Below are 25,185 nucleotides of genomic sequence, written 5' to 3'. Positions count from 1 at the left end.
GCGATTCCGTCGGCTTGATCGCTACACCACAGGGCGGGACACCATCCTCGGCGGCGGCACGAGTGGCGCCGGCACCGCCCACGCCGCATGTGAGAGAGCCGTCGGATATTCGACTCACCGCCCCGTCGTCCCTACTCCACCAGCACAGGGACTGCCACCTCACCTGTCCTGCGCGGGACTTCGCACACGCCCTCCAGCGATCAAGTGGCGTGGGTCGGCGGCGCGGTTGATCGCCGTCTCGACGGCCGCGATTCGGTCGGCGAGCAGACCGAGGGTGGCGACCGCGCGGGTGAGAGGGTCGTCGTCGGGTCCGCCCAGGGTTTGGGTGCGGACGTATGCCGCCTTCAACTCCGTCCAGCGCAGGGCCTGTTCGGGTGTGAGGGTGCCGCGCAGCTCCGCCAGTTTCAGCAGGTTGGCCTCGGCGCCGGTGGTGAGGGTCTGGGCCTCGGCGGTGTAGTGGTCGTCGATCAGCGCGGCGAGCTCGGTGTCGTTCATGACGGGCTGGACGCGTTGGGCGATCTTGTTCATGGTGCGGTAGGAGCTCTGGAGCTGGAAGGGCGGTTCGGTGCGGGTGGTGTCGGTCTGCGCGGCGGAGGCGATGTAGGCGGCGTTGACGGCGAGGACGGTGTCGCGGGCCGTCAGCAGGTGGTGAAGGACGGTCAGGATCCGCTCCAGTTCGGCGGGCGCGTACGAGTGGGTCAGCCGGTCGGCGTGGGCCGTCGTGTCACCCTCGGCGAGGCGGATCAGCAGGTCGAGGTCGGTGCGGTCGCGGCCGGCGAGCGGGGCGAGCACCGGGTTGGCGGTGAGCGCGTTCTCGATGAAGCTGAGCGCGAAGACGGCGTCCTTGCCGGTGAGGACGTCACCGAGGTTCCACACGTCGGCGCGGTTGGCGAGCATGTCGGGGACGCGGAACCGGCTGCCGGACTCGGTGTAGGGGTTGCCCGCCATGCAGACGGCGAACCGCTTGCCGCGCAGGTCGTAGGTGCGCGGCTGCCCGTTCCACACGCCCTCGATGCGGCGGGTGGCGTCGCACAGCGGGATGAACTTCTGCAGCAGTTCGGGCGAGGTGTGCTGGATGTCGTCCAGGTGGAGGAGGGTGTTGTTGCCCGCCTCCAGCGCGAAGTTGATCTTCTCGATCTCCTGGCGGGCCGTGGCGTTCGGGGCCTCGGCAGGGTCGAAGGAGGTGACGGCGTGCCCCAGCGCCGGGCCGTTGACCTTCACCAGGACCAGGCCGAGGCGGTCGGCGACGTACTCCATGAGCGTCGTCTTGCCGTAGCCCGGCGGGGAGACGAGCAGGAGCAGGCCGCCGGTGTCGGTGCGCTTGGACTCCCCCGTGCTGCCGAGCTGCTTGGCCAGGCTGTCGCCGATGAGCGGGAGGTACACCTCGTCGATGAGCCTGCTGCGGACGAACGTGGACATCACCCGCGGCCGGTACTCGTCCAGGCGGATGCGCGTGCGCTCGGCGGCCACCAATGCGGTACGGCGGCGCTGGTAAGCACGGTGGCCGATCACCTCATGGGTACGGAAGGCGTGTGTCCGAGAGAGGAGTTCGTCGACGCGGACCGTGAGCGTACGGCCGGTGATCCGCGGGTGGGTACCGCGCAGGCCCTCGACGGTCTCGGTCAGCCGTGCGTCGGACTCGTGGCGGGGCAGGTCCGGGCAGAGCTCGGCCGCCACGGCCTCGGCCAGGTCGCCGGCGGTGATGTCCGTGCCGGTGGAAGACGTGTACGAGGAGAGCCAGGCCTCGACGAGCTGCCTGCGTTCGGCCAGGTCGCCGAGTGCGGCGAGGTCGTCGTCGTACGCCGATGTGCCCACCGTGCGGCGGAACTTGTCGAGCAGCGTGCGAGTGCCGGCACTGATGACGAAACCGTCGGGGCCGCTGGTCAGCTCCTCGAAGAGGTACGCGGCGGCGGCATCCGCGGCCTCTCCGGTGATCGCGTGTGCCAGGTCCTGCCGCAGGTCGGCGATCGCGGGCACCATGCCGAACGTGTCCCGAGCGCGGGCCAGCGACACCGCGCGCCGGGTCCACCTCTCGCGGTTGCCCTCCCGTCGTGCCGTGCGCCCAGAACAGCTGGGCGGTGGCGCGGGCGGCGGGCTCGTGGCGCAGCAGGCCCGCGCCCTCGTGCAGGCGCAGGAGTGCGGCGAGGATCAAGGTGGCGTCGTGGTCGTGGACACCGCGCTCGTATCCCTCGTCGTACGCCGCCTCGGCCGCCTGCCTCACGAGCGCGGGCAGGTCGGCCTCGGCCAGGGCCGCCGGGCCGTGTTGGTCCAGCAGGCGGGCGGCGAGGTGCTCGGCGCGGTAGACCTGCGGGGACTCCGAGGGCAGCGGGCGGTCCCAGTACGGGCGGGTGGCGGCGAAGTCGGGGTCCGTGATCGGTGCGCGGTAGTCGGTGCCGGTGAGTGCGAAGGCGAGGGTGTCGCCGTGCGGGACCAGGGTCAGGTCGAGGGGCTGGGTGTTGACGGCGAAACGGTGGGTGCCCAGGCGCAGGGTGCGGCCGTCGTCGGTGTACAGGTCGGTGCGGTCGCGCAGGGCGCGCAGGGCCTCCTGGCGGGCGGTCTTGAGGCGGCCGTCGACTTCCTCCGCCCTGACCTGGTCGCCGAGTGCGCGTAGTTCGTCGGCGAGGCGGCGGACCTTGGCGGGCACCGGGTCGGTGGTGAAGTACGTGGTGACGGCGTCCAGGTCGGCGAGCGCGGCCGCGCGCCGGGCGACCGTCGCCAGTACCCGGGCCGCGGAGTCGGCGAGGCGTTCGGCCCGGCGGAAGCGGGCGTCGGCCAGGGTCTGCTTGCGGGCGGTGAACGCCTCGTGGACCTCGTCGCGCTTGTCCGCGAGGGTGCCGAGGAAGTCGTCGAACTCGGCGAACCGGGACTCCAGGTTCTCCACCTGCACCAGCACGCGGGCGAGTTGCTCGTCGCACGTCTCGGGGCTGTCCGCGGCCGCGAGCGCGCCCGTGACGGCTTGGCCGAGCAGGGCGAACTCGGCGGCGAACTCGGCGCGTCCTTCGTGGTCGAGGAGTGCACGGCGGCGGCCGTCGAGGGTGGCGCGGGCGCGATTGACGCCGCCCAGGACCTCGGCGATGCGTTCCAGGATGGACGTACGCACGGTGGCGTCGCCGACGTCCAGACCGGCGACGACCTCGGTCACCGTACGCAGGCCCTCGGCGAGTTCGTCGAGACGGGCGGCGACCGGCGCCGCCTCGGCAACAGTGGCGATCGCCTCGGCGGCGGCGACCAGGTGCCCGATGTCGGCCTGGTGGTCGGCGAAGGCGTCCTCGCGGGCGAGGTGGGCGACCGCCCGCTGACCGAAGGTGGCGAGGTCGGTCTCGACATCGGCGGCGAGTGCGTCGATGCGGGCGGTGTCGGCGTACCGCAGGTCCTTGAGGGTGAGCAGATGCCCCTGGGCGCGCCGGAGTTCCGTCAGTCCCCTGACCCAGGAGGCGGCACCACGCGGAGCCTCGCCGCGCAGACGTCGTACGACCCCGGCGACCCGCGCGGCGGCCTCCGCGAGCGCGTCGGCGGCTTGGCGGGTGAGGGCCTGGACGGTCTCGAACTCGGCCAGCACCTGCTCAGCGGTACCCCGCACCTGAGTGAGCGGCTCGTGCAGATCCCCGAGTTCGGGTTCCCCCAGCCAGTGGTGGGTGTCGGCGGCCCGGACGCACGCGGCGGCCAGCGCCTCGTACACCTCGCTCGTCGGGGTGGTCTCGGCGACCGCGCGCGTGATGGACAGACAGTCGGAGATGCCCCGCACGAGGTCGGCGTTGCCGACGCGGGCCAGCGGTCCGGTGCCGACGGGCCGCGCGGCGGCATGGGTGTCGGAGAGATACGGCGAGCGCCACAGCTGGACGGGGTGCACCCGCTGCGGCTCGTCGCCGCCGGCCCGCAGCGCCACGAGCCCACCGTCGTCGAAGAGTGCCCAGCCGTGGCAGGACAGCGGGGACGCGACCTCCTTGCGGATCATGTTGTACGGCAGCAGCAGGCTGCGGCCCTCCGCCCGCGCGTGGAACGCGAACAGCACGTCCTCGCCGTTGGGCGAGCGCACCACGCGCTCGAACTCCAGGTCGGCGCTGTCGATGCCGTCGAAGGTCTTGTGCGGGCCGCCGGCGAGGCAGTACCCGCCGGGGAAGACGATGCCCTCGTCCTCGGGCAGGCGGCGGCACGCCTGCCCGACGCCGTCGAGGCGTACGACGGTGCGGGTGAGGGTGTCGAACACCAGGTAGCGGTGGACATCCTCCTTGTAGGGCAGGATGTCCAGCAGAATGAGGGCGCCCACGCGCGCGTACGCGATGTCCGCGTCGGCGAGGGACTGGAGCGGCTCGTCCACGGGCTCGGTGTAGATGCCCTGGTCCGTCTCGGTGTCGTCATCGACCTTGACCGTGAGGGCGCCGCCGACCGTCCCGACGAAGACCGCGTCCTCGACGGACACGTGCGGGTGCCTGCCCAGGACGTGGTCCTCGCGGGTCGTGCCGGTCCACTCGAAGTCGTGGGAGGGCGGGAAGACGTGGTCGCGGTCGCCGCGCGCGTCCAGGAAGCCCGCCCGGCCGTCGTCCGACAGCGACCAGCGCAGGACACGGATGTCTTCGGCCTTCTCACCGGTCCGGAACACGGCGAGCAACTTGCCGTCGACGCGGCGCAGCTGGAGCAGGTGGGCCTGACGGTAGTAGCGGTGGAGCGCCCCGAACTCGCGCACGAAGGCGGGGTCGTCGAGCAGGCCGGGCACGGCGTCCTCGGGCAGCCGGTTCAGATCACGGTCGTACAGAGCGAAGGCGTCACCGACCGTCGTCTCGGGCTTCCGACCGACGAGGACGTTGTGGCCGAAGAGCAGCACCTCGCCCACGGAGACGAGGTCGCGGGGCACGCAGGCGTGCTCGGTGCGCAGCCGCTCGGTACCCCTCAGGTCCATCCGGGTGGAGCCGAACTCCTCGGTCCGGCGGGTGTTGAGTGCCTCGGCGCGCCGGGCGAGTTCGGCGGCCTGCGCGGTGAGGCGGTCGCGCAGCACCTCGTACGTGCCGGTGTCCGGACCGGTGGTCATGGAGTGTCCCTCTCAGGAAGTCGGAGAAAACGCGGTCCGGAGCTGCCACCCCCTGTACGGCAGCTCCGGACCGCGGGTCGGTCAACCCCTGGCGCTGCCGTTCAGGGCGGTGAGGGAGGTGTCCGCGAGCCCCAGCTCGCCTGCCTTTTCCAGCAGTTGCCGGAACTGCCCGGCGTTGTCTCCACCGGTCTTCATCAGCTTCATCAGCAGGGCGGAGACGGTCAGGTTCTGCACGTCGGCCGTGGAGACGGAACCAAGGACACCGCTCAGGTCGTCGGTGAAGCTCGACGTGCCGTCCAGCCACGGCTTCGCGAGCGCCTGCGCGGTCTCGGAGTGCTGGACGAAGCCGTCGACGCCCTTGCCGAGCGCGATCGCCCCGACCAGCCGGTCGAGGAAGACCGACTCGCCGCCGACGATGTTGATGTCGGCGTTCTCCAGCCCGGTGGCCAGCACCGTGGCCTGCGCCTCGGCGACCTGCCGCTGGACCTCGAGTCCCGCGAGCCGTACTTCCTTGTCCGCCTCCAGCCGGAGCCGGTACTCCTCGTGACCGCGGGACGCCTCGTCGAGCGCGGCCATCGCCGCCGCCTTCTCGGTGAGACCGGCCGCCTCCGCCTTCAGCTTCTCGCCGATGGCCGCCGCCTCGGCGAGCGCCTTGGCCCGGGCTCCTTCCGCCTCGGCACGCATCCGCGCCTCGGTCGCCTCGGCCTGCGCGCGGCCGGCCTTCTCGATGACCTCGGCCTCCTTGTCGCGGACCTGGACGACGGCCAGACCTTCCGCCGCGGCCTCCGCCTGGACGCCCTCGGCGAGGCGCAGCTTGGCCCGCGCGTCCAGGTCGGCGGTCTTCAACCGGGCCTCGGCCAGGGTGAGTTCCTCGGCCGCGCGGTGGGTGGCCGCCTGCTCGGCGGCCTCCGCGGCCTTGATGTCCTTGACCAGCCTCTCCTGCGCCTCGGCCTCGGCGGCGATGATCACCGTCTGCCGCCCACGCTCGGCCTCCTCGACGGCGCGCAGTTTCTTGATGGACTCCTCCTGCTCGGCGACCGTACGGTCCACGGCCACGCGCTCGCGGATGACTTCGGCGATCTCCCGCTTCTCCGCCTCGACCTCCTTGGAGGCGGCGATCCGGGTCAGCTCCGTCTCCCGCTCCCGCGCGATGACCTCCAGCAGCCGGTCCTTCTCGATGCGCTCGCTCTCGATGGCGATCACCCGCTCGCGGTTCTTGGCGGCGACGGCGACCTCACGGGCCTGGTTCTCACGCTGTACGCCGAGTTGTTCCTCGGTGCGCAGGAACGCGCCCTGGGCCCGCAGCCGCTCCTCCTCGACCACGCGCGCGGTCTCGGCCTCCTCCCGCGCCCGTACGGTCTCGATCTCCCGCCGCTGCTTGATCTCCGCGTCGGCCCGGCGCCGTTCCAGCTCCAGGATGGCCTCCCGGGCATCGACGTTCTGCCGGGTGATCTCCTTCTCCTCGTGGCGCTGGAACTCGTTGGTGCGCACGTGCTCGATGGCGGTCAGCTCGGTGATCTTGCGAATGCCCTGTGCGTCCAGGACGTTGGCGGGGTCCAGCTGGGTCAGCGGCGTCTGCTCCAGGTAGTCGATCGCCGCGTCCTCCAGGTGGTAGCCGTTCAGATCGACGCCGATGACCTCGATGATCCGGTACCTCAACTCCTCGCGCTTGGTGTAGAGGTCGGTGAAGTCCAGCTGCTTGCCGACGGTCTTGAGCGCCTCGGAGAACTTCGCGTGGAACAGCTCCTGCAGCGTGTCCCGATCGCTCGCCCGCGCCGTGCCGACGGCCTGGGCGACCTTGATGACGTCGTCGACGGTCTTGTTGACCTTCACGAAGAACGAGATCCGGATGTCCGCACGGATGTTGTCCTGGCAGATCAACCCCTCCTTGCCGGCCCGGGTGATCTCGATGGTCTTCACCGAGATGTCCATCACCTCCGCCTTGTGCAGCACCGGCAGCACGACCTGCCCGGTGAAGGTCACATCGACCTTGCGCATCCTGGAGACGATCAGCGCCTTGCCCTGCTCCACCTTGCGGAACAAGCGGGCGACGACGAGTACGACGAGCAGGCAGACGGCGGCGAGCACGCCGATGCCCACGATGACGGAGACCATGGCATTCGTCCTTCATGCATGAGGGGGTGAGAGTGAGGAAGAGAGGCCGGAGGTGAGATCCGGCGGCGGCGCGACTCAGGCGGCGCGGTTTCGCGGAGGACGCACCGTGTAGCGCGACACGTCCTCATGGGGATCGCGGCTGTCGGTGTCCGCCGGCGCAGCGGTGCCCGTGCGAGCCGCGCTCGGCCCCGACGGCACGGACGGCACGGACGGCACGGGTTCGTCCGGGAAGAGGCTGTGCAGCGGCCGTACGATCAGGCAGGTCGTGGCCCAGGCGACGAACAGCGCTCCCACGGGCAGCACGAGGCGCACGGTCCCGGTGACCGGGCCCGAGGCCGCGAACACGGCCAGGAGCACCGTCGTTCCGACACTCAGGGACCAGGCGAGCACCGTCAGCAGCGAGAAGGCGACCGTCGCGGGAATCCCGCTCATGCGCCAGGCCCGAAGGTCCACGTCCGTGTCGAAGCTGCGAACGCCGGCGATACCCGCGGCGACCAGGAGCCAGAAGCAGACAACCACGACGAGAGCGGCGGTCAGCAGGATCGTGGGCATCCCCGTGGCCGCTGCCAGAAAGATCCGCATTCCCCACCTCCCTCTCCGCACGCGGCACGCGCCAGGTGCCAGGCGTCTCCGACGATGGGCGGTCGTGCTGAGCCTCATGCCGGGCACCGGCAGGTACCGGGCCCCGGAACCATCCGTCGTGCTTCCCGTCCGGTCATGCTGCACGATCCGCTCCCGACCGCGCATTGCCGGTTTCCGGCAGTGTTGCGAGGGCCTGCATGCCGGTCCCCGTCAAGAAACCGTCAGCGGCTCATCGAGAACCGGGAGCCGACGTGCGGACCTGGACCCTGCCGAGCCGTGTGCGGACGAAACCCCGGTCGTCCGCCCGCCGTTCGAGGCCGGCAACACCGGCCGTCGCAGGGGCGGTCGGACGGGAAGGTCGGAAAGGGGAGGTCCGGCACCTGAGCGTCGGCGATGTCGCGACCGCCGACCCGCGATGCGCACGCCGGCGGGCGCGGGCCTCGTCGGTCAGGCGGTCAGGCCCTGGTCCACCCGCCGCCGGACGACCGGCGGATGCCGAGGCGGTACAGGATTCCGCCCGCCAGGCCGGCACGCAGACAGGCTCCGATGCTGATCGCGGCCGCCGCGGTGCCGTAGGCCCAGGCCTGGAGGGGAAAGCCGGGCAGGAGTCGGTCGGCGAGGTAGAGGGTGGTCCCGGCAAGAGTGATCGTCAGCCACTCCCAGCGGCCGTCCATGGCCACGAGGGCGACCACGAGCAGGGAGTACCAGGGGTAGCTCGGGGAGAACAGGAGCAGGGTGGTGCCGGTGAGCAGGAGTGCGCCGCGCCAGGGGCGTGCCGGGTCCCCGCGCCACCACACGTACAGGCCGACCAGGGCGAGCAGCACGGTGGCGGTCACGCCGGCGGCGGCGTCCGGCAGCAGGAGTCTCAGCAGGGCGAAGCGGCGTACGTGGCCGGGTTCGTAGCCCTCCTCGTGAAGATAGCCGGGGAGGTAGCCCAGCACGTCCCCGCCCGAAGCGACGACATAGGGCAGGTAGGCGAGCGCGACGGCGGTGACGGCTGCCGCGACGACGCGCAGGACGCGTGCCGGGCCGCGCTGCCCGGACAGTGCGCCGGGCAGGGCGAGGACGGGCAGCAGTTTGACGGCGATCGCGGTCCCGAGCAGCGCACCACGGCGCGTTCCGGCGGTGGCCGTGCCGAGCGCGAGCACGACGAACAGGACGCCGAGGGTGTCGATGTGGGCGTTGTTGACCGCTTCCAGGGCGACGGCCGGACACCAGGCCCACAGCGCGGCCCGAGCCGGGGCCCGCTGCGGATCGCCGCGCCGTCGCAGCACCCGGAGCAGGGCCAGGGTCGTACCGAAGGCCAGGACCGCGCCACCGACCTGGAGCGGCTTGTGACGGCTGTCCGGCGGAGACAGCGTGTGCACGGCGAGGTACCACCCCTCGGCGACGGGCGGATAGATGGTGGGGACCGTCGGGCGATTGATGCGGACGCAGAGGCCGCTGCCGGTGTGGGTGAGCCCCCAGCCCTCGCAGGTCTCCCGGGTGGGGAACAGCCAGTCGTCGCGCAGGTGTGAGAGTTCGGGTGCGGCGGGCGGATGGGCGTAGGGGGAGATCCCGGCGGCCTGGACGCATCCGTCCCAGGCGTAGCGGTACATGTCGTTGCTGGTGCGCGGCTGCGCGCTGAGCCCGGCCAGCGCGACCGCGGCCGATCCGGCCAGGACGAGGACGGTCGCGGCCCGGGCCGGGATCTTCCGCACGGTCCACACGGCGGCGGCGAACAGGGTCCAGGCGACGGCGTATCCGCCCAGCAGCCTGCCGGGAGCACTGCGGTCGTCACCTTGTTGGAGCGTGATGACCATGACCGTGGTGAGTGCCGCGAGAAGGAGCCCCGTCATGGCGGCTCGGATCCGGGCTCCGCGCGCGAGCGGACGCGGAGGCGAAGGCGGTGGCGTGCCAGAGGACCCGGGATCCTGCCGATGCTGGGTGGCGGTGTCGGTCACCGGCGGTCCGTTCCCTCGCCGGGCAGGGGGCGCGCTGCGTCGAACCCGGCGTTCGGCCGGTGGAGTTCCACGAAGGGCCGGCCGTCGGTCGTCCACCGGCCGGTGAGGATCCAGCCGGCCGCATCGGCGGCGTTCAGCAGGGCGGTGACACCCACCCGGGCCCAGGGAAAGGAGCGTCCGTGGCGGCCATGGGCGTCCTCGACACGGGCGGTGAAGCGTTCGTCCACGTCCTGCGGGGCGGCTTCATAGAGGCAGGGCGGCACGGCGTCCACAGGAGAAGGGGAGGTCTTGATCACCCCACTCACCCTACGGACGCAAAACGGCCATAAAGGGCGCCCGGTCCTTACGGATCGCTGACGTCGCTCATCGCCGCCCGCCGCGGCGGCACCCTGACACGGCACCCGGTGGGGTGCCGGCCCCGATGCCGCCGCCCGGCATGGACGGGCCGTCGCCGCAACCGAGAACGTCAGGAGTTCGTGAGCGGTACGGCGGCGGCGCGGGCCTCGGCGGGCCGGGCCGCCGCCACCGTCAGGAGAGCGAAGGCGGCGGCGAAGCCGAGCATGGTGATGACCCCCTGGGGCCAGAAGATATGGCTGTCGACGAACGACCAGCAGGCGGCGAACAGGACGACGGCGCCCGGCAACACCCGCACTCCGTGCCGCCGCCAGAGCACCGCGCAGGTGGCGAACGAGGCCACGGCAAGCCCGTACACCCCGGCCCGGCCCAGCTCGTCGCCGACGGCGAACAGCGGCCCGGCCACGCCGCGGACCCCGTGGTCCACCACGGTGCCGGCGGAGATGCCGGCCACCGCGTCCAGACCGGAGTAGTACGCGGCGAACCAGAGACAGCCGACCCAGGAGACAACCGTCAGGGCCCCCTCCGCGTCGCGGCGCGGCCTGCCCCACAGGGGGACGACCAGCCCGAGGACGAGGAGAGGGAAGACGGGCAGCAGGACGATGTGCAGACCGGCCCAGTGGCCGGCCGTCGATGCCGTCAGATGCCGGGGATGAATCAGACCGGCGACGGCCAACAGCAGCGGAGCCGCAGTGACCAGGACTGTCGTGCGCAGGGTACGGAGGGATCGCATCCGGTCACGCTAGGCGGCCCGCCGGCACCCCGCCGCCCCCGCTCGGCAGGCGTAAGACCCCCGTAATACGGCCGGCCCGTCCGCGTGCGGGACGCGCTCACACGACGGTCACAGGACCGGCGACCGTCAAGGGAGCCACGAGCACGAGGACCCCCGGCGCGCCAAGTTCTTACGGAGGCATGACATGACGTCGGCATCCCCGCTCTCACGCCGCTCCCGCCCGTAACCATCACTGCAGCCGGCTTCGGCACGTCTGACAGCAGAGGCCCTGCACGGTGTGATCCGGGGTTCGCACGAACCTGCTCGACTCGACATCCTCAGAGGAATCCCATGCGACGCAACATCCGCAAGCGATCGAAGACAACGCATCGAGCCGTCGCCGCGGCGGCGGGTCTGGCTCTGGGGGCGGGAGGGCTGATAGCGGTCAACGTGTACGCCTCCGCCCATGAGAGCGGTACCGGCAACGCGACGAAACGCGCCTCCCAGGCCGGGAACCAGGTCCTGGCGTCCGGGGCCACCACGATCAGCTGTCCGGATGTCGGCGCGAAGCTGACCTCGGTCCCCGGCCAGGCCAGGGCGCAGGTCGACAAGGAACTCGCGCTCCTCGACCAGCAGGTGGCCGAGGCCTATCAGCGACTGCAGAATTCGGCGCGGGCCATCCAGCAGGACGGCAACTTCGCCAACAACGCGATCATGGGACCGCTCAAGGACAAGCGGGTCGCGACCATCGACCGGATCGCGACCGTCATCGGCAGGTCGGGCCCGAGGCCGCAGGGCCTTCAATCCCTCGCCGCCTGTTCGCTGCGCGCCTCCGGCAACCAGCAAGGGACCGGACAAGGGCAGGGCGGCGACCAGGGCCAAGGCCAGGGCAACGGCGCCGGCCAGAACGGAAACGGCGGCCAGGGCGGAAACGGCGCCCAGGGCGGAAACGGTCCGGTGGCCGCCGACTTCGTGGACATCACCACCGTCCAGCCGAACGCGCGGAGCCCCCGTCCGTCGCGCGGCGCCTCCAAGGGCACCTTCACCACGCGGTGCGGCGTCAACGCCAACAAGCTGTACAACTCCGACAACATCATCGTCGCCCCCGGCGTGGACAACGGCGCGCACCATACGCACGACTACGTCGGCAACCAGGACAACGACGCGTTCACCACCAACGAGGAGTTCGCCGCCGCCGCGACCAGTTGCCGCAACCAGGGCGACAAGTCCACGTACTACTGGCCGGTGCTCCGACTGCAGGACGGCACCCAGGAGTTCGACGCCCAGCAGCCCGGCGGCGGCGCCGAGGGCAACACCGGCCGGATCCTGACCGCCTCGAAGGTCACCCTGGACTTCGTCGGCAGCCCGCGCGGCAAGGTCGTGGCCATGCCCAAGTTCCTGCGGATCATCACCGGCGACGCCAAGGCGTTCACCAACGGCACCGCGAACGCCAACGCGGCCTGGAGCTGTACCGGCTTCGAGGACCGGCAGCTGACGGACAAGTACCCGGTCTGCCCCGAGGGCAGCAGCCTGGTCCGCACGTCCAAGTTCCAGAGCTGCTGGGACGGTCGGAGCACGGACAGTGCCAACCACCGCACGCACGTGGCGTTCGCCGACCCGAGGACCGGTACCTGCCCGGCCGGGTTCAAGGCCATCCCGCAGCTGGTCCAGCGTCTCGTCTACGACGTGGACGCCCCCAGCCTCGACGACAACGGCAAGGCGAGCCCGTTCTACGCGGTGGACGGCTTCCCGGAGCAGATGCACAAGCCGATCACGGACCACGGCGACTTCATCAACGTCTTCGACGAGAGCCTGATGAACCGGATGGTGCAGTGCATCAACACCGGCCGCAAGTGCCAGTGATCTCTTCTCCCGGAACCTGAGACTCTCCACGCACACCTCGGCCGGCCCGCGCACGCACGCACAGCGCGGGCCGGCCTCGGGCGCCGCGCACGAGCAAGGGCTAACTCAGTTGCTCATCGGAGGAGCGCTGGTGGATGTCGGGCACGCCGTCGGCGTCCTCGTCGAGGTTCTCCTCCTCGTACAGGCGCCGGTAGACGCCGTTCCTGCGACGGAGGAGCACGGTGGCCAGCAGGGCGGCGGTGAGCGAGGCGATCAGGACGGCGGCCTTGACGTGTTCGCCGACGGCCATGCCGGGAAAGGCGAGTTCGCCGATCAGGAGGGCGACCGTGAAGCCGATTCCGGCCAGAGTCGCCAGGGCGATGACGTCGGCCCAGGCCAGGTCCGGGTTGAGCCGAGCGCGGGTGCCCACACCAGCGCCACCAGTGCGGCGGCCAGCAGGACGAGGCCGCCGACGGTCTCCGTGCGCAGGGCCCGGGCCACGGCCTGCCGTTCGGGCCAGGAGGGAAGACCGAGAAACGGGGCACGGGGCGGTGCGGCCAAGGCGGCGGACCTCCGGGTGTCGGGAAAAGGGCACACGGCCCCACGGACGCCGACCAGACTTCCCGGCACACCCCGCGCCTTGTTGACGCGTTCTTTACACCCTAACCGGAGCCAGCCGGTCGGCCTACCCCGCCTCGTCGCCCGCACGCCGACAGCCTGCGAGAACACTCTCGGTCGTGCGGCCGCTGACCGGGTGGTCGGCCCAGGTGAAGACCGCGACGTGGCGGACATGGTGGGGGGCGGGCGGACGTTGGGTGACACCTCGACCGGACGCCCGGTGACGGCCGTATCGACGCCTCCCCCCTCACCACCAGACCGCCTCAACTCCCAATACACGCAGCACTTCTGGACACGTGCTGAGCGCGCACCCTACTCAGGACGACTGCCGTTCGGGCGACTCGACTCAAGACTCTGGAGATACTCGATTCGCCTCCGCACTTGTTCGGGTGTCTCGTCCTGAGTCCGGGTTTCGCGCTCCTGGGCGATGCGAGGGTTGGGCGAAGGAGTGCGGCCCCGGCTGTCTGTCACCTCGAACCGACCGCCTTGCCCATCTCCGTCATGAGCGTCGTCGCTCCCGGTCGCCGAAAGGAGCGGCAGGAAAGCGATCCCAACTCCGACAACGACGCTGGAGAGTACGGCTCTTCGGCGCACGGCCACCTCGGTCCCCCTGCGGCTTGGGGGACAACAGCCTAGCGACGGCAAGCATCTCTTGGCGACGATAGTTACCAGCAGCGTTCGAGACGTCGGACGATGCCCGTGTCCTCCCAAGTGCGGGCCAGCGCCGCTCGTTTGACAGTCCCGAGCTTGGCCGACTCGTGGAACAGGGAGCCGTCCGAGAGGAGTCCCTCGGAGTGGGCGGCCTCGGCGAGGAGTCGCTCGGTGTGGCGGTGGACGACGAACTGGATCAGCTCGGGCTCGGTGGTCTGTTCCAGGGGCTTGGGCCGGCTGCCGGCGGGGTCTTGCATCGGGGTGCCGTGGGCGGCGGGCGGCCGATGCGGGCCGTGGCGGCGGTGATCAGGGGGTCTTGCCGGCTCCGTAGGCGCCGACGACGGCGATCCGCACGGCATCGCTCCTGGTGGGGTGGGGTTCGGTGCGGGCAGGGGAACGGCGGGAGGAGCGGGGGCCTTGGACAGCCGGTCCCAGCGGTGGTGGGCGGCCAGACGCCGCAGGTCCTGGTCGCCGACGGTGACGGCGCGGCCGGTCAGGGAGAGCAGCGGGGCATCGGAGACGTGGTCGCCGTAGGCGATGGAGGAGTCCAGGTCGATCCGGTGGGCGGCGGCCATCGGCCCACCCGCATGACCCGCCGGGGCGGGTTCGACCGGTCGCAGCCGCCCCGAATCCGCCCGGCATCGATTCGCCGACGGGTCGCCGGCCCTCTGAGCAGGCCACGCGTGACAATCCGGATCGGCTGGGCGTCGAAGGCATAGCGGTCTGGCTGGATGATCCGAGCCGGAAGCCGCTCGGCGGTGGCCGGCCGGCCGACCTCGTGGATGAACAGCGGGTGCTGGGCGGGGCATCACCGGGCAACCCGACGATCTTCGCCAAGGCGATCCGTCCGGGCGTTCTTTCCTGGCGCTGAGAATGCCGACGAAGGCTGCGCTCACGGTACCTACGTGTGCCCACGTGATTTTCGTCGGCGAGGTGTCGGTGTCGGTGTCGGTGACAGCGAACCCTGAGTGCGCGCCATCAAAGGACCTACTGGGCGGCCGGTGGCATCCGGACGACCGCGATCCCTCCGTCCAGATCCACCGTGGACCTGTGCGGCGGAGCCCCGTCGTCCTCGTTGTCCGGCATGACCAGTGCCGACTGCCGCTCCTTCAGCTCGTTCTGCTTGCCCGGCGAAAGGCTCGCGTGCAGTTGCTCGAACCCGGTCGCCGATATCTGGCCCTGACGTACTCCGTTCCGCCATGGAAGGACGCCGGCCCTGCCCGCACGCAACAGAAGCTGATCGACGAAGGCCAGCGCAGTCAGCAGGATGACCAGCCCGGGCAAGGTCATGAAGACGAGGAATGACATGTCCCCAGTATCCAGGCCGGGTTGATCCGCGCCCGGTGCTTCAGTCCCCGACCGCCTCGCTGACGGCGGCGCGGGCGGCGGCGTGCACAAGCCCGGCCGCCGTCGCCCGAAGGCTCACCCTCGCCCCAGCGCTGCGAACGGACCTGCGCGGCACGTATGCCGCCGGCGCCGAGCGCCCGGCGGCATGGACCCCGTGTCTGTGACACATCGCGAGCGTTAGGCCATTCGGTCAAGGCCGGTCCAGCAATGCGGCGGGGGGGAGAGAGACGGGCGTGGAGATCAGGGATGTGCATCACGCCTACCGTCGACGTGTGGTTCTGCGGGGCGTCGACCTGCGGCTTCGGGCCGGAACCCTGTGCGGGATCGTCGGGGAGAACGGCGCCGGCAAGTCCACGCTGCTGAGAATTCTGTCCGGCGAGCTGCGGCCCACACGTGGATCGGTCCGCCATGGGGGCCGGTTCGGCTACTGCCCACAGCACGTGGTCCTCAATGACGCGCTGACCGTCCGGCAGCACCTGACGTACTTCCGGACCGCCTACCGCCTCACCGACGTGCGCCATGCCGAAGAGATCATGGACGTGCTGGGCTTCACCGGATACGCCGATGAGCGGGCCGGGGTTCTCAGCGGTGGCACGCGGCAGAAGCTGAACGTGACGCTGGCGCTCATGCACGATCCGCAGGTCCTGTTGCTGGACGAGCCGTATCAGGGCTTCGACTGGGACACCTACCAGCGGTTCTGGGATCTGGCCGTGCGGCTGCGGGACGCGGGACGCTCGATCCTGGTCGTCTCCCACCTCGCGTACGACACCGAGCGCCTGGACGAACTGTGGCGCCTGGACAGCGGAATACTGCGCGCGGACAAGGCGGGGGCCGCCGCGTGAGGTTTCATCTGACCCGCCTCGCTGTCGCCACCCGGTTCACGCTGGTCGAACACGGGCGCAACCGGTTCGCGATGATTCTGGTGATCCTGTTCGTCCCGGTGTGGACCTCCCTGGCGTACCTGGCGATGCCCGACACCCCGGCCCGGATGCGGCTTCGCGCCACCGGGGAGGCATTGGCCCCGCACGGCAATGAACTGACCGCGATCAGCGGAGCGCTCAACGCCGTCACCCTGATCACCGGCTTCATGATGTTCGCCGCCAGCTTCTCCGGCGGCGGCTTCGACCGCCGCCTGGCGATGGCCGGCTACCCTCGCGCCCACCTCGTCCTGGCGAAGGTCGCCGCTCTGGCTCTGGTCTCGGCGGCGGTGGCCGCTTATGCCACCGCGGTCATCTGCCTGGCCTGGACCCCCCGCCAGCCACTCCTGCTCGCCGCCTCCCTGTGCTGCGCCGGACTCACCTACGGCGCTCTGGGAGTCGGCTTCGGGTCCCTGCTGCGCCGGGAAGTCGAGGGGATGTTCGCCATCGTGATGACCAGCATCATCGATCTCGCGCTGCAGAACCCCATCACGAGTTCCGGGGCCGACAACCCGGTCATGCGCTACCTGCCCTCGTACGGCGCCATGCAGGCCAGTACGGCGGCCGGATTCTCCACCAGCCCGGTCCCCGGGCATCTGGCTCTCCAACTCGCCTGGTTCGGCCTGGCCGCCCTCGTCGCCCTGCTGGGCTTCCGCAGGAGCACCCGCGACTGCCTGCCGACCGCCTCCACCACGCCTCCCGGGCCGGGAAGCGGCACGGCCGACATTCCCGCACCGCGCCACACCGCCGGCCCATCGGTCACGGCGTCCGACACGACAGCACACTGAGGTCCCCACTCCCGACATGCGCACCACCACGCACTCCCCTACGGCAGACCTCGACGCCGCTCATCCGGCACGCCCAGGGCGACCCATCCACCGCCCGCCCACCGGCGAAGACCCCTCTCTGCGGGCGGCGTACCGACTGTGCCGACGCACCGTACGACAGCACGACCCCGGCATCCACGCCCTCATCCAGCTGATGCCGACCGCGCTGCGCCCGGCCGGGTGGGCCCTGTGGGCGACGGCGACCGTCCTGGACGACCTGGCCGACCAGCAGGACGCGGAACCGGCCGACCGTGCGGCCCGCGTCGAAGCGTGGACCCGAGCCCTGCAACGCGACCTTGCGGCCGGCACGAGCGGGGCTCCGCTCCGGCACGCCCTGGTGGACACCGCCCTGCGATGGCGCCTGGACCTGTCCAGCCTGCAAGGCGCCATGAACAGCACGCGCGATGACACCCGCGGCCGCCATTTCGCCGACTGGGCCGCGTGGCGGTCCTGGTGCAGCGAGCAGATCGTGCCCTGGGTCGAGCAGGTACAGCACCTGTTCGAACGGGCCGGAGCGCCGATGACGCTCCGGCTGGACCGGCAGCAGGACTACCAGCGGTTCATCGACGGCGCCCGGCTCACCGACATCCTCACCGACCTCGGCGCCGACCTCGCCCAGGGCGACCTGCTGCTGCCGCAGGAGGCCCTGGACGCCTTCCCCGACGCCGAGGGCGACCTGCGGCAAGGGAGGTGGAGCCCGGCCACAGCGGCTCTGATCCGAGAGCTGACGGCTCTGGCCCGTCGATGGGTGACCAGGCCCGCGATGACCACAGGCATGCACCCGGGCGCCGCCACCGTACTCGACACGGCCGCCGGCCTGATGCGTGCCCAACTCGATGCCGTCGACGCGGCCGGCCACTCCCTGCTCCGGCGCGCCCCACGCCCCTCGCTCGCGGCCCGCATCCGCATCCTCGCCCCCGCCCGCGTCCGCGCGAAACTGGCCTGGAGCCTGACGCCGCTGACCGCGCCCGGACCCCGAGGCCCCGCGGTGACCGAGAGCAGTCCGAGCCCTGCCCCCGAAAGCGCCGCCCTTCGGCCCCCGCCACCGCACCCCGACGGCGTCCGGCCCCCGCGGATCGCGGCCGACCGGATGCCCGCCCACGTGGCGGTCATCATGGACGGCAACGGCCGCTGGGCCGAGCAGCGCGGCCTGCCCCGCCCGGAAGGCCACCGCGCCGGCACCGCCGCCGCCCGCGAGATGGTCTACGGCGCCCTGGAGATCGGCCTGCGCCACCTGACCCTCTACGCGTTCTCCACCGAGAACTGGAAACGCGACACCGAGGAGATCACCACGATCCTGGAAGCGATCCGACACGACCTGGACGAGGGACCCGTCCGCGACCTCGACGTACGCCAGCGCTGGTTGGGCCGGCCCGACAAACTGCCCGAGGATCTCGTCCAGGCCCTCCTGCGTGAGGAGCGCCGCACCCGCAACCGCACCGGTCTGACCCTCACCGTCTGCATCAACTACGGCGGCCGCGACGAGATCACACGCACAGCCGCGGCCCTCGCCCAGGCGGCCCACGCAGGCGACATCGACCCCCACCTCATCGGTGAAGCCGACTTCGCCCGCCACCTGCCCCACCCCGACATGCCGGACGTCGACCTGCTGTGGCGTACCGGCAACGAACAGCGCACCTCCAACTTCCTCCCCTGGTACATCACATATGCCGAGCTGCACTTCACCCCTGCCTACTGGCCCGACGCCGACCGACGCGACCTGTGGCAGGCCATCACCGAATACGGCCGACGCCAACGACGCCACGGCGGCGCCACGCCGTAGGTGTGCGCGGGTTCGGGGTTCCTGGACGTCAGGGGCGTACGCCGCGCGCCGGCAGGCGTCTGCGGATGGAAGAGGTCGTGGGCCGTGGGCGGGCGGTCACAGCGATCCACAGTTCGGCGATGTCATGTCAACCGGGGTTGGCGCGGCCCATCCCGTCAACCTACGTTGACAGGATGGGGAATCACGTGCTGCTCACCTGCGGGATGGCCGCTGGGTCTCCTTTCACCGTCGCGTATCTGCTGCAAGGCACCAGCCGTGTGGGCTACAGACCGTTCCGCCATCCCGTCAGTTCGCTTGTCTTGGCCGTGCCGGGTGGGCGCAGACCGTCAACTTCTTCCTGGCGGGCTTGCTGTCACTGGGCTTCGCCGTGGGCCTGTGGCAGGTTGGGCCTTCCCGCTGGGGTGCCCTGCTGATCGGCACATGGGCGGTCGGTCTGCTGGGCGCAGGTGCCTTCCGGACGGATCCGGTGAGCGGTTACCCTCCCGGCACGCCTGATCAGCTGCAGCGGCACACCCGCGCAGGGGCTCTGCATGACCTGCTGTCCCTCATCGGATTCCTCGCCCCTGCTGTGGCCTGCTTCGTATTCGCCCTGTCCAACTCCCTTTGGTGGGCCATCTACTCGATCGCCAGCGGTGTGCTCTTCGCGGCGACCATGGCACTGGCCAGTGCCGGGTTCGACCAGAGTCAACGCTGGGTCGACCTCGGCGGACTGGTCCAGCGCATCTCGCTCACCATCGGCTGGACCTGGCAGACGGTGCTCGCCGTGCGCATCCTGCACACCTGACGGTTGGCCAGTAACGCCTGGTCGAGGAGCGCCTCCTGCTCACGGCCTCATGGCGGCCTTACGACGTCGCCGCACCGCGGCACCGCATCGAGTGCTTCCAGGGGACGGTCAGCGCTCACCCGATCGCCGGCATGCAGGTGGCCACGGTCGAGGCCGATCCGCACACCGTGTTCAGGACGCCGTCATTGATACGGCTGTCGCCACAGGACCGGATCACCGGCCCCGACCGGTTCGGACTGGTGTCGCTGAGGATCTCCCCGGGCACTGCTCACCGCATGCTTCCGGCTGCCGCAGGGCGTGACGGCGACCGTCGTTCGAGGCGACCATGGCGCAGGCGCCCTGTTCTCGCTCTACCTCCGCTCGCCGGCCAGGCACGCGACCGAACTGGCACCTGATGTCGTCCAACAGGCCGGCGTCAACGTTCTGGAACTCCTGGACGCCACTCCGCCCAAGCCCGAGAGGCCCGCCTCCGGTGACGGCTCGGCGCTCCCTCGCTCGGCACAGTGGTTGCGGGCTCGTCAGTACATCGCGGAGCACCTCGCGGACCCGCAGCTCTCGCCCACCACGGTCGCCGACGCCCTCGGTGTGTCCATCCGGTATCTGCAGGTGCTCTTCCGTGCCGAGGGCACGTCACCTTTGTGACTGATACCCAGCCCGCCCTCATGAAGGCCCTGTTTCGGCCCGTCGCCGACGGAGTCGGGGCCAGGTGTCGCAGAAGGTCACTCGTCGTGGCACATGAGGTCACCTCGGGGGATGTGTCGGCCGGAATGCTGGTCACCAGGCCGCACGGTAGTGGCGCAGAGAACGGAGATTGTCCATGAGTAACGCGGAAGAACTGCCCAGCAACTGGGGCCGCTGGGGCGATGAGGACGACAAGGGTACGCTCAACCTCATCACCGACGAGGTCCGTGCTCGCGCCGCCGCTGAAGTGCGTACAGGTCACTGGGCGTCACTCGCCATGCCGATCGAGCCCGCGGCGATCATGAGCGGTCCTTTCGTCCCCTCCACCATCAAAGAGTCGCCGGTGCAGCAGCTGGTGGTTCATCAAGTCGGTGATCCGGGCGACACGAGCTGCGCACATGTTGATGTCCTCATCGTGACCAATCACCATCCGCGCTCCACGCACCTCGACTCGGTCTCCCACATCTCCAACAACGGCATGGTCTATCCGGGGAAGCCGGTTGCCGAGGCCATCACCCCGGCAGGGGTCCGGTTCGGCTCCAGCACAGGGTTCAGGGCGGGAATCGTCACCCGCGGAGTCCTGCTGGACCTGGCAGTCGACGGGCCGCTCCCCGCGGGCTACGCGGTGACGAGCGAGGACCTGGAGAGCGCCGAGAAGCGTCAAGGCGTTCACGTCGAGTCCGGCGACGCCCTTGTCGTGCGAATGGGCTGGGAGTTCGGCCCCAGCCTGGAGGTGTCGCAGCCGGGCATCACCGTCGACGCCATTCGCTGGATGCACAGGAGGGAGGTTTCGCTGTACGCGGGGGATGTGGGTGACGGGTATCCGTCGGTCGACCCCGTGCATCCCACTCCGTTGCACTCCATAGGCATCGGGCGCATGGGAATGCCGCTGGTCGACGCCCCGAACGTCGAAGAACTGGTCGTCCTGTGCAAGGAGTTGGACCGCTACAGCTTCATGCTGACCGCGGCGCCTCCGCGCGTGTCGAACGCGACCGGGCTGCCCGTGAACCCCATCGCGCTGTTCTGAGCGGCGAGACGTCGAACGTCTTGTCCCATGGAAGGGCCCCGTTCCCCCGAACTCCCCGCCCCACAGTCCCCGCTGATGAAGAAGATGGAGCACGGTCCGGCCAGCGGCATCGAATCCGTGCCATCCCTACTGGCCAGGACGCCCGGTCGGTCCGCCCGGCCGGGCGCGCGGCGACCGATCGATGTCGCCGAGGAAGTGCGCGGGCATCGGCCCGGGGTCGCCCTGACAGATGAACGCGCCCCAGTAGTACGGATCGGGCTTGCGGGCGCGCATCGCCAACCGGGCCGCGCGGAACGCGGATCCACGCGGTTCTCCACGCGTGAGCCGACCGTAGAAGTCCTCCATCAGTTCCTGCGTCTCCCGGTCAGGGACCTGCCACAGGCTCATCACCAGGGTCCGCGCGCCTGCGACTCCCACCGACCGGCGGAGTCCGTACACGCCCTGCCCGACGGAGACCAGGCCGCGACCGGTGTCACAGGCTGACAGCACGACGAGTTCGGTGCCTGACAGGTCCATGGTGGCGAGGTCGGCCGCGGTCAGTAGTCCGTCCTCCGCCCGGTCGGGCAGGTGGCCTCGGCGCAGCCAGGTGTTGGCGCCGGCAAGGGCAAGGCCGGAGTTGAGGAGGGGAGCGGGGAAGGTGCTGAATGCGCGTCGGTCGGTCTGCGGGGGATCGCTCTCTGTCGGCTGGTCGTCGTCGAGGAAGTAGCCGTGCGAGGCGATGTGGAGAACGACGGGCGACCGTTGCTGCTTGAGCGGCCCCTCTACGGCGTCGGCGCCGAGCCACGCCGTGACACCGAGCAGGTCGGCGATGTGCCGGCCCTCGGTGTGCGTTCCCGGCAGCCGGGCGAAGTGGAGGTCGGCGGCGCGTCGCGCGTCCTGGGCCTCTTCCGGTGCAGCGGGGTCGGTGATCGTGTCGAGGGCGAGATCGTAGTCGGGGTCGGCGATGACGACCGGGGGGCCGGGCGGCTCGGGGGTGGTGGCCCGGGGGACGGGGATCAGATCGCGACCGGTGGTGAGATAGGCGATCTCGTGTGCGTCGATGACGAGGCGGCCGTCGTCAAGGGGCAGAATCTCGAAGGGCAGCGTGTACAGCTGGGCGTCGGGAGCCATGAACAGCCGCGCCCGGTCGGCGATCCCCAGCGGGTCCAGAAGGGTCCTGCGCAGTTCGTGGGCGGCCGAGTCGGCGGCCCGTGCGCAGTCGTCCGGAGCGGTCTTCACCAAGTCGATGTCGCGTGCCCGGCCGTCGCGGGTGATGCCTCGCTTCAGCAGAGCGAGGTTCGTGTCGACGCTGTCGGCCGCCCCCAGGTCGATCAGGCGGACGTCGGAGTCGGGATCGGGCGTGACGACGAACGCGTAGTACCGGTCGGATCCCCACCGCGACCCGCCTTCGGCCAGAACAGCTGACGCGTCGAGCGTGGGAACGCGCAGGAACTCGACGAGCGCCGACTCCTCGGGAAGCCGTGAGCGGACGGCCTCCAGGGTGACCCGCGGCAGAACCTCGCCCAACCATCCGTCGCCGTGGAAGAGGATCCTGAGGTCGGACTCGAGGCTGTCACGCTTTCCCATGAGGGACCCGGCCCTGCCGGAGTACTCGGTGAGCTGCTCCAGCCACTCCTCACGACTCAGATCGCCTCGCTCGGGCCACCCCTCCATGAGGTGGGCGTGCAGATCCCGATGGGCCGTCTGAAGGTCCGGATACATACCGTGCCGCGCGTGGCGCAGGGAGCCGTCGATCACCTCCTCGACATCGGCCTTGGTCGGCATCTCGCCACGCTGGAGGGCTTGCTGGAACCTGTCGAGCTTCTCCAGCACGTCTCTCCGGTCGTGCTGCCTGCTGTGAATCTCCTCGCGCCTGCGTACGTAGTCGGCCTCGGCCACGATTCCCTTGCGCCGCCAGACGACCTCCAGCAGCTGCGACACCAGACCGGGCGGCTGGACGGGTTGCCGGCCGAGAATGTTGAGCAGTTCGACCGGCTGGGTGACGGATCGGGGCGAGATTCCGGTCACCTTGGCCTTCTGCTGGATGACACTGTCCTGGTAGCCCTCTGCCGTCAGCAGGACGTCGATCGCCTCGCGTTCGCGCCCCATCCCGGTGAGAGCCAGACCGAGTTCCCGCAACAGCTCGATGGACTGCGTGGTCCGCTCTTTTCCGTTGTTCTGGTGCAGCACCTCCAGCGCACGCCGGAAGAGTGCCTCCGCACTGTCCCACCTGCCCTTCGCGAGCTGGACCGTTCCCCGCTGGCTGACGTTGTCAACGGCCCGAGAGGGGTCGTTCGTCAGCTTCTCCCTCAGCCGCAGGCTGGTCCGGAGAAGTTCGTCGGCCGCGTCGTAACGCTGCTGCCAGATGAGGCACTGCGCGAGCCTGTCGCAGGCGTTCGCGTAGTGCTCGGTGTCGCGACCGGCATGTCGTCGGATGAGGTCCATCGCCCGGCGGAGCGTGTTCTCCGCGTCGTCGTACCGGCCGTCGTAGCTGTCGACCGAGGCTTGGCCATGGAGCAGCAACGCGTGGTCGAGGGAGTCCTCAAGGCCGGCCGTGCGGTGCCGTTCGATCGCGTCCTTGGCGTAGCGGCGGGCCAAGTACCGGTCCCCGGCGCCGAGGTGGAGCATGGCGAGATTATGTGTGGTGAGCGCGAGGTCCACGCCCGACTGATGGGCCATGACCACCTGGTAGTTGATCATCGCCTCCCCGAGCTGACCGGTGAGCTTCTGGCCGAGCGCCACCTTGGCCTGCGTGTCGATGGTGGTGGGGTGGTCGGAACCCAGGCGCCTTCGCTCGTTCTCGTAAGCCCTTCTGTACGAGTCGACGCTGTCGGGATACCGGCCCATCTGGTAGTATAGGTCGCCGAGTTGTTTGAGCCGCGACCCGTACTCGGGGCCGTCGGTGCCCTTCATACGGGCGACGATGTCGGCGGTCTCCCTGACCCGAGCTTCGGCGGTACCGAGCTCTCCCAGGTCGACATACATCTGGGCAAGGCCGTCGACCATGCCGATGTACCGCACGTCGTCGGTGCCGAAGAGGCGGCGCCGAAGATCGATGGCCTGTTGATAGAGCCGCTCCGCCTCGGCGTGCTGACCGAGTTCGGCGTTCATTCTGGCCAGATTGCCGAGGCACGTCGCGTAGGACGGGTGGTCGGTTCCGACCGTGCCGGCGAAGGCTTCCAGCGCCGCACGGTGCATCTTCTCGGAAGCTTCGAACTGCCCCTGCGCGCCTTTCGCCTGGGCAAGGTTGTCGAGAATGACCGCGTAGGTCTCGCTCGGTACGCTGTCGAACAACAACGTCAGCTGAAGAGCCTCGGCCAGGTATGGCTCGGCCTGCTGCCAGTCTCCGGTGGCGGCGTAGGCCATGGCGAGTTCGTTGAGACAGCGGCCGGTCTCGGGATGGAACCTGCCGCGCGAGCCGACGACGAGTGCCAGAATGAGGTCGGCGACGTGGATCGACTGCTCGTGGTGTGCGTTGGACCGGAGCACGTGGTAACTGCGCTGAAGGCGATTGATCTCCTTGTCGACCTCCGGTACCGACTGGCTCCACTGCCTGGCCAGTTCGGTGTCCATCGATGCGAGCAGGCTCTCCATGCACTCGACGCCCAGGTCGAGACACTCACGCAGCTGCCGACGTCCGCCGTCCAGGTCACCGGTGGTGATCAGGTGCGTTCCGACGTAGCACAGCGCCTGACAGCGCTGAAGGGCACCGTCGGCTTCGGCGATGACCGACGCCGGCTCCCGCCGACCCAGCGTGACGTCGAGGAGTGCCGACTCCCACGGGTCGTCCAAGGAGTTGCGCAGGGTTCGCGCGATCGTCTGGTCGTCGGGTGAGATACCCAATCGACGCACGCTGATGAGGAATAGCTGCGCCATCCCCAGGCTGACGCCGGTCTGGAGGATGCCCATCGCGATCTTGACCACGGCGGGGTAGTCACGTCGCACGAACGCCTCTACACACTGTTCGAACGGTTCGTAGTCCACGCTGGAGCAGCCT

The 25,185-nt window shown here is 70.2% G+C and carries 15 protein-coding genes and 2 pseudogenes; 7 read left to right on the top strand and 10 right to left on the bottom strand.

Translation table 11 applies throughout. The annotated features are described in order from the left end of the window. Positions 1-159: 159 nt before the first annotated feature. From K4B79_RS29275 to K4B79_RS29250, 6 genes and pseudogenes are all read right to left on the bottom strand, one after another. Positions 160-5,026 (bottom strand): annotated as a pseudogene (locus K4B79_RS29275) (DNA repair ATPase). An 81-nt stretch (positions 5,027-5,107) separates the two neighbouring features. Continuing rightward, positions 5,108-7,141: an SPFH domain-containing protein gene (locus tag K4B79_RS29270; protein WP_232030002.1), complete on the bottom strand. Its 2,034-nt coding sequence runs from the start codon at positions 7,139-7,141 to the stop codon at positions 5,108-5,110. 75 nt (positions 7,142-7,216) lie between these two features. After that, entirely contained in the window at positions 7,217-7,723 is a 507-nt protein-coding gene (locus tag K4B79_RS29265; protein WP_232030001.1) for a hypothetical protein, read from the bottom strand. A gap of 455 nt (positions 7,724-8,178) precedes the next feature. Then, positions 8,179-9,561, bottom strand: coding sequence for a glycosyltransferase 87 family protein (locus tag K4B79_RS29260; protein ID WP_232029999.1), 1,383 nt, complete (start codon positions 9,559-9,561; stop codon positions 8,179-8,181). A gap of 101 nt (positions 9,562-9,662) precedes the next feature. Further along, complete coding sequence (locus K4B79_RS29255; protein ID WP_232029996.1) at positions 9,663-9,962, bottom strand: hypothetical protein; 300 nt, start codon at positions 9,960-9,962, stop codon at positions 9,663-9,665. A 170-nt stretch (positions 9,963-10,132) separates the two neighbouring features. After that, positions 10,133-10,753 (bottom strand): hypothetical protein, encoded by a 621-nt coding sequence (locus K4B79_RS29250; protein ID WP_232029994.1) that lies wholly within the window; start codon positions 10,751-10,753, stop codon positions 10,133-10,135. A gap of 330 nt (positions 10,754-11,083) precedes the next feature. On the opposite strand from K4B79_RS29250, the gene K4B79_RS29245 reads away from it, so the two are divergent. After that, positions 11,084-12,595: a DUF1996 domain-containing protein gene (locus tag K4B79_RS29245; RefSeq protein ID WP_232029992.1), complete on the top strand. Its 1,512-nt coding sequence runs from the start codon at positions 11,084-11,086 to the stop codon at positions 12,593-12,595. A 100-nt stretch (positions 12,596-12,695) separates the two neighbouring features. On the opposite strand, the pseudogene K4B79_RS29240 reads toward K4B79_RS29245, so the two are convergent. The 3 genes and pseudogenes from K4B79_RS29240 to K4B79_RS29230 form a co-directional block, all read right to left on the bottom strand. After that, positions 12,696-12,998 (bottom strand): annotated as a pseudogene (locus K4B79_RS29240) (Na+/H+ antiporter NhaA); the annotation flags it as partial. Between the two features lie 859 nt (positions 12,999-13,857). After that, positions 13,858-14,418, bottom strand: coding sequence for a hypothetical protein (locus K4B79_RS29235; protein WP_232029990.1), 561 nt, complete (start codon positions 14,416-14,418; stop codon positions 13,858-13,860). 412 nt (positions 14,419-14,830) lie between these two features. Beyond that, entirely contained in the window at positions 14,831-15,151 is a 321-nt protein-coding gene (locus K4B79_RS29230; RefSeq protein WP_232029989.1) for a DUF6191 domain-containing protein, read from the bottom strand. Between the two features lie 272 nt (positions 15,152-15,423). Between K4B79_RS29230 and K4B79_RS29225 the strand changes: the two genes are divergently transcribed. The 6 genes from K4B79_RS29225 to K4B79_RS29200 all read left to right on the top strand — a co-directional run bounded on the left by K4B79_RS29225 (position 15,424) and on the right by K4B79_RS29200 (position 21,209). Then, the gene (locus K4B79_RS29225) at positions 15,424-16,032 is read left to right on the top strand and encodes an ABC transporter ATP-binding protein (protein ID WP_232029987.1); all 609 of its coding nucleotides are present in this window, start codon (positions 15,424-15,426) and stop codon (positions 16,030-16,032) included. Next, positions 16,029-16,895 (top strand): ABC transporter permease, encoded by an 867-nt coding sequence (locus K4B79_RS29220; protein WP_232029985.1) that lies wholly within the window; start codon positions 16,029-16,031, stop codon positions 16,893-16,895. The genes K4B79_RS29225 and K4B79_RS29220 overlap by 4 nt, the downstream gene beginning before the upstream one ends. 16 nt (positions 16,896-16,911) lie before the next feature. Further along, the gene (uppS, locus tag K4B79_RS29215; RefSeq protein WP_232029983.1) at positions 16,912-18,717 is read left to right on the top strand and encodes a polyprenyl diphosphate synthase; all 1,806 of its coding nucleotides are present in this window, start codon (positions 16,912-16,914) and stop codon (positions 18,715-18,717) included. 196 nt (positions 18,718-18,913) lie between these two features. Beyond that, a complete protein-coding gene (locus K4B79_RS29210; protein ID WP_269464120.1) occupies positions 18,914-19,501 on the top strand; it encodes a DUF998 domain-containing protein in 588 nt (195 codons plus the stop codon). Positions 19,502-19,798: 297 nt separating this feature from the next. Further along, positions 19,799-20,143, top strand: a complete 345-nt coding sequence (locus tag K4B79_RS29205) for a hypothetical protein (protein WP_232029979.1) — start codon at positions 19,799-19,801, stop codon at positions 20,141-20,143. A 175-nt stretch (positions 20,144-20,318) separates the two neighbouring features. Then, positions 20,319-21,209, top strand: a complete 891-nt coding sequence (locus tag K4B79_RS29200; protein ID WP_232029977.1) for a cyclase family protein — start codon at positions 20,319-20,321, stop codon at positions 21,207-21,209. 126 nt (positions 21,210-21,335) lie between these two features. Here K4B79_RS29200 and K4B79_RS29195 read toward each other — a convergent pair whose 3' ends face one another. Then, positions 21,336-25,172 carry a CHAT domain-containing tetratricopeptide repeat protein gene (locus K4B79_RS29195; RefSeq protein ID WP_232029975.1) on the bottom strand — a complete coding sequence of 1,279 codons (3,837 nt, stop codon included), beginning with the start codon at positions 25,170-25,172 and terminating at the stop codon, positions 21,336-21,338. Between the last annotated feature and the right edge of the window lie 13 nt (positions 25,173-25,185).

The organism is Streptomyces lincolnensis (assembly GCF_021173675.1).
GTDB lineage: Bacteria > Actinomycetota > Actinomycetes > Streptomycetales > Streptomycetaceae > Streptomyces > Streptomyces lincolnensis_B.
Note: the sequence above shows the minus strand (reverse complement) of the source record. Positions and strands in the feature narration are given on the sequence as shown.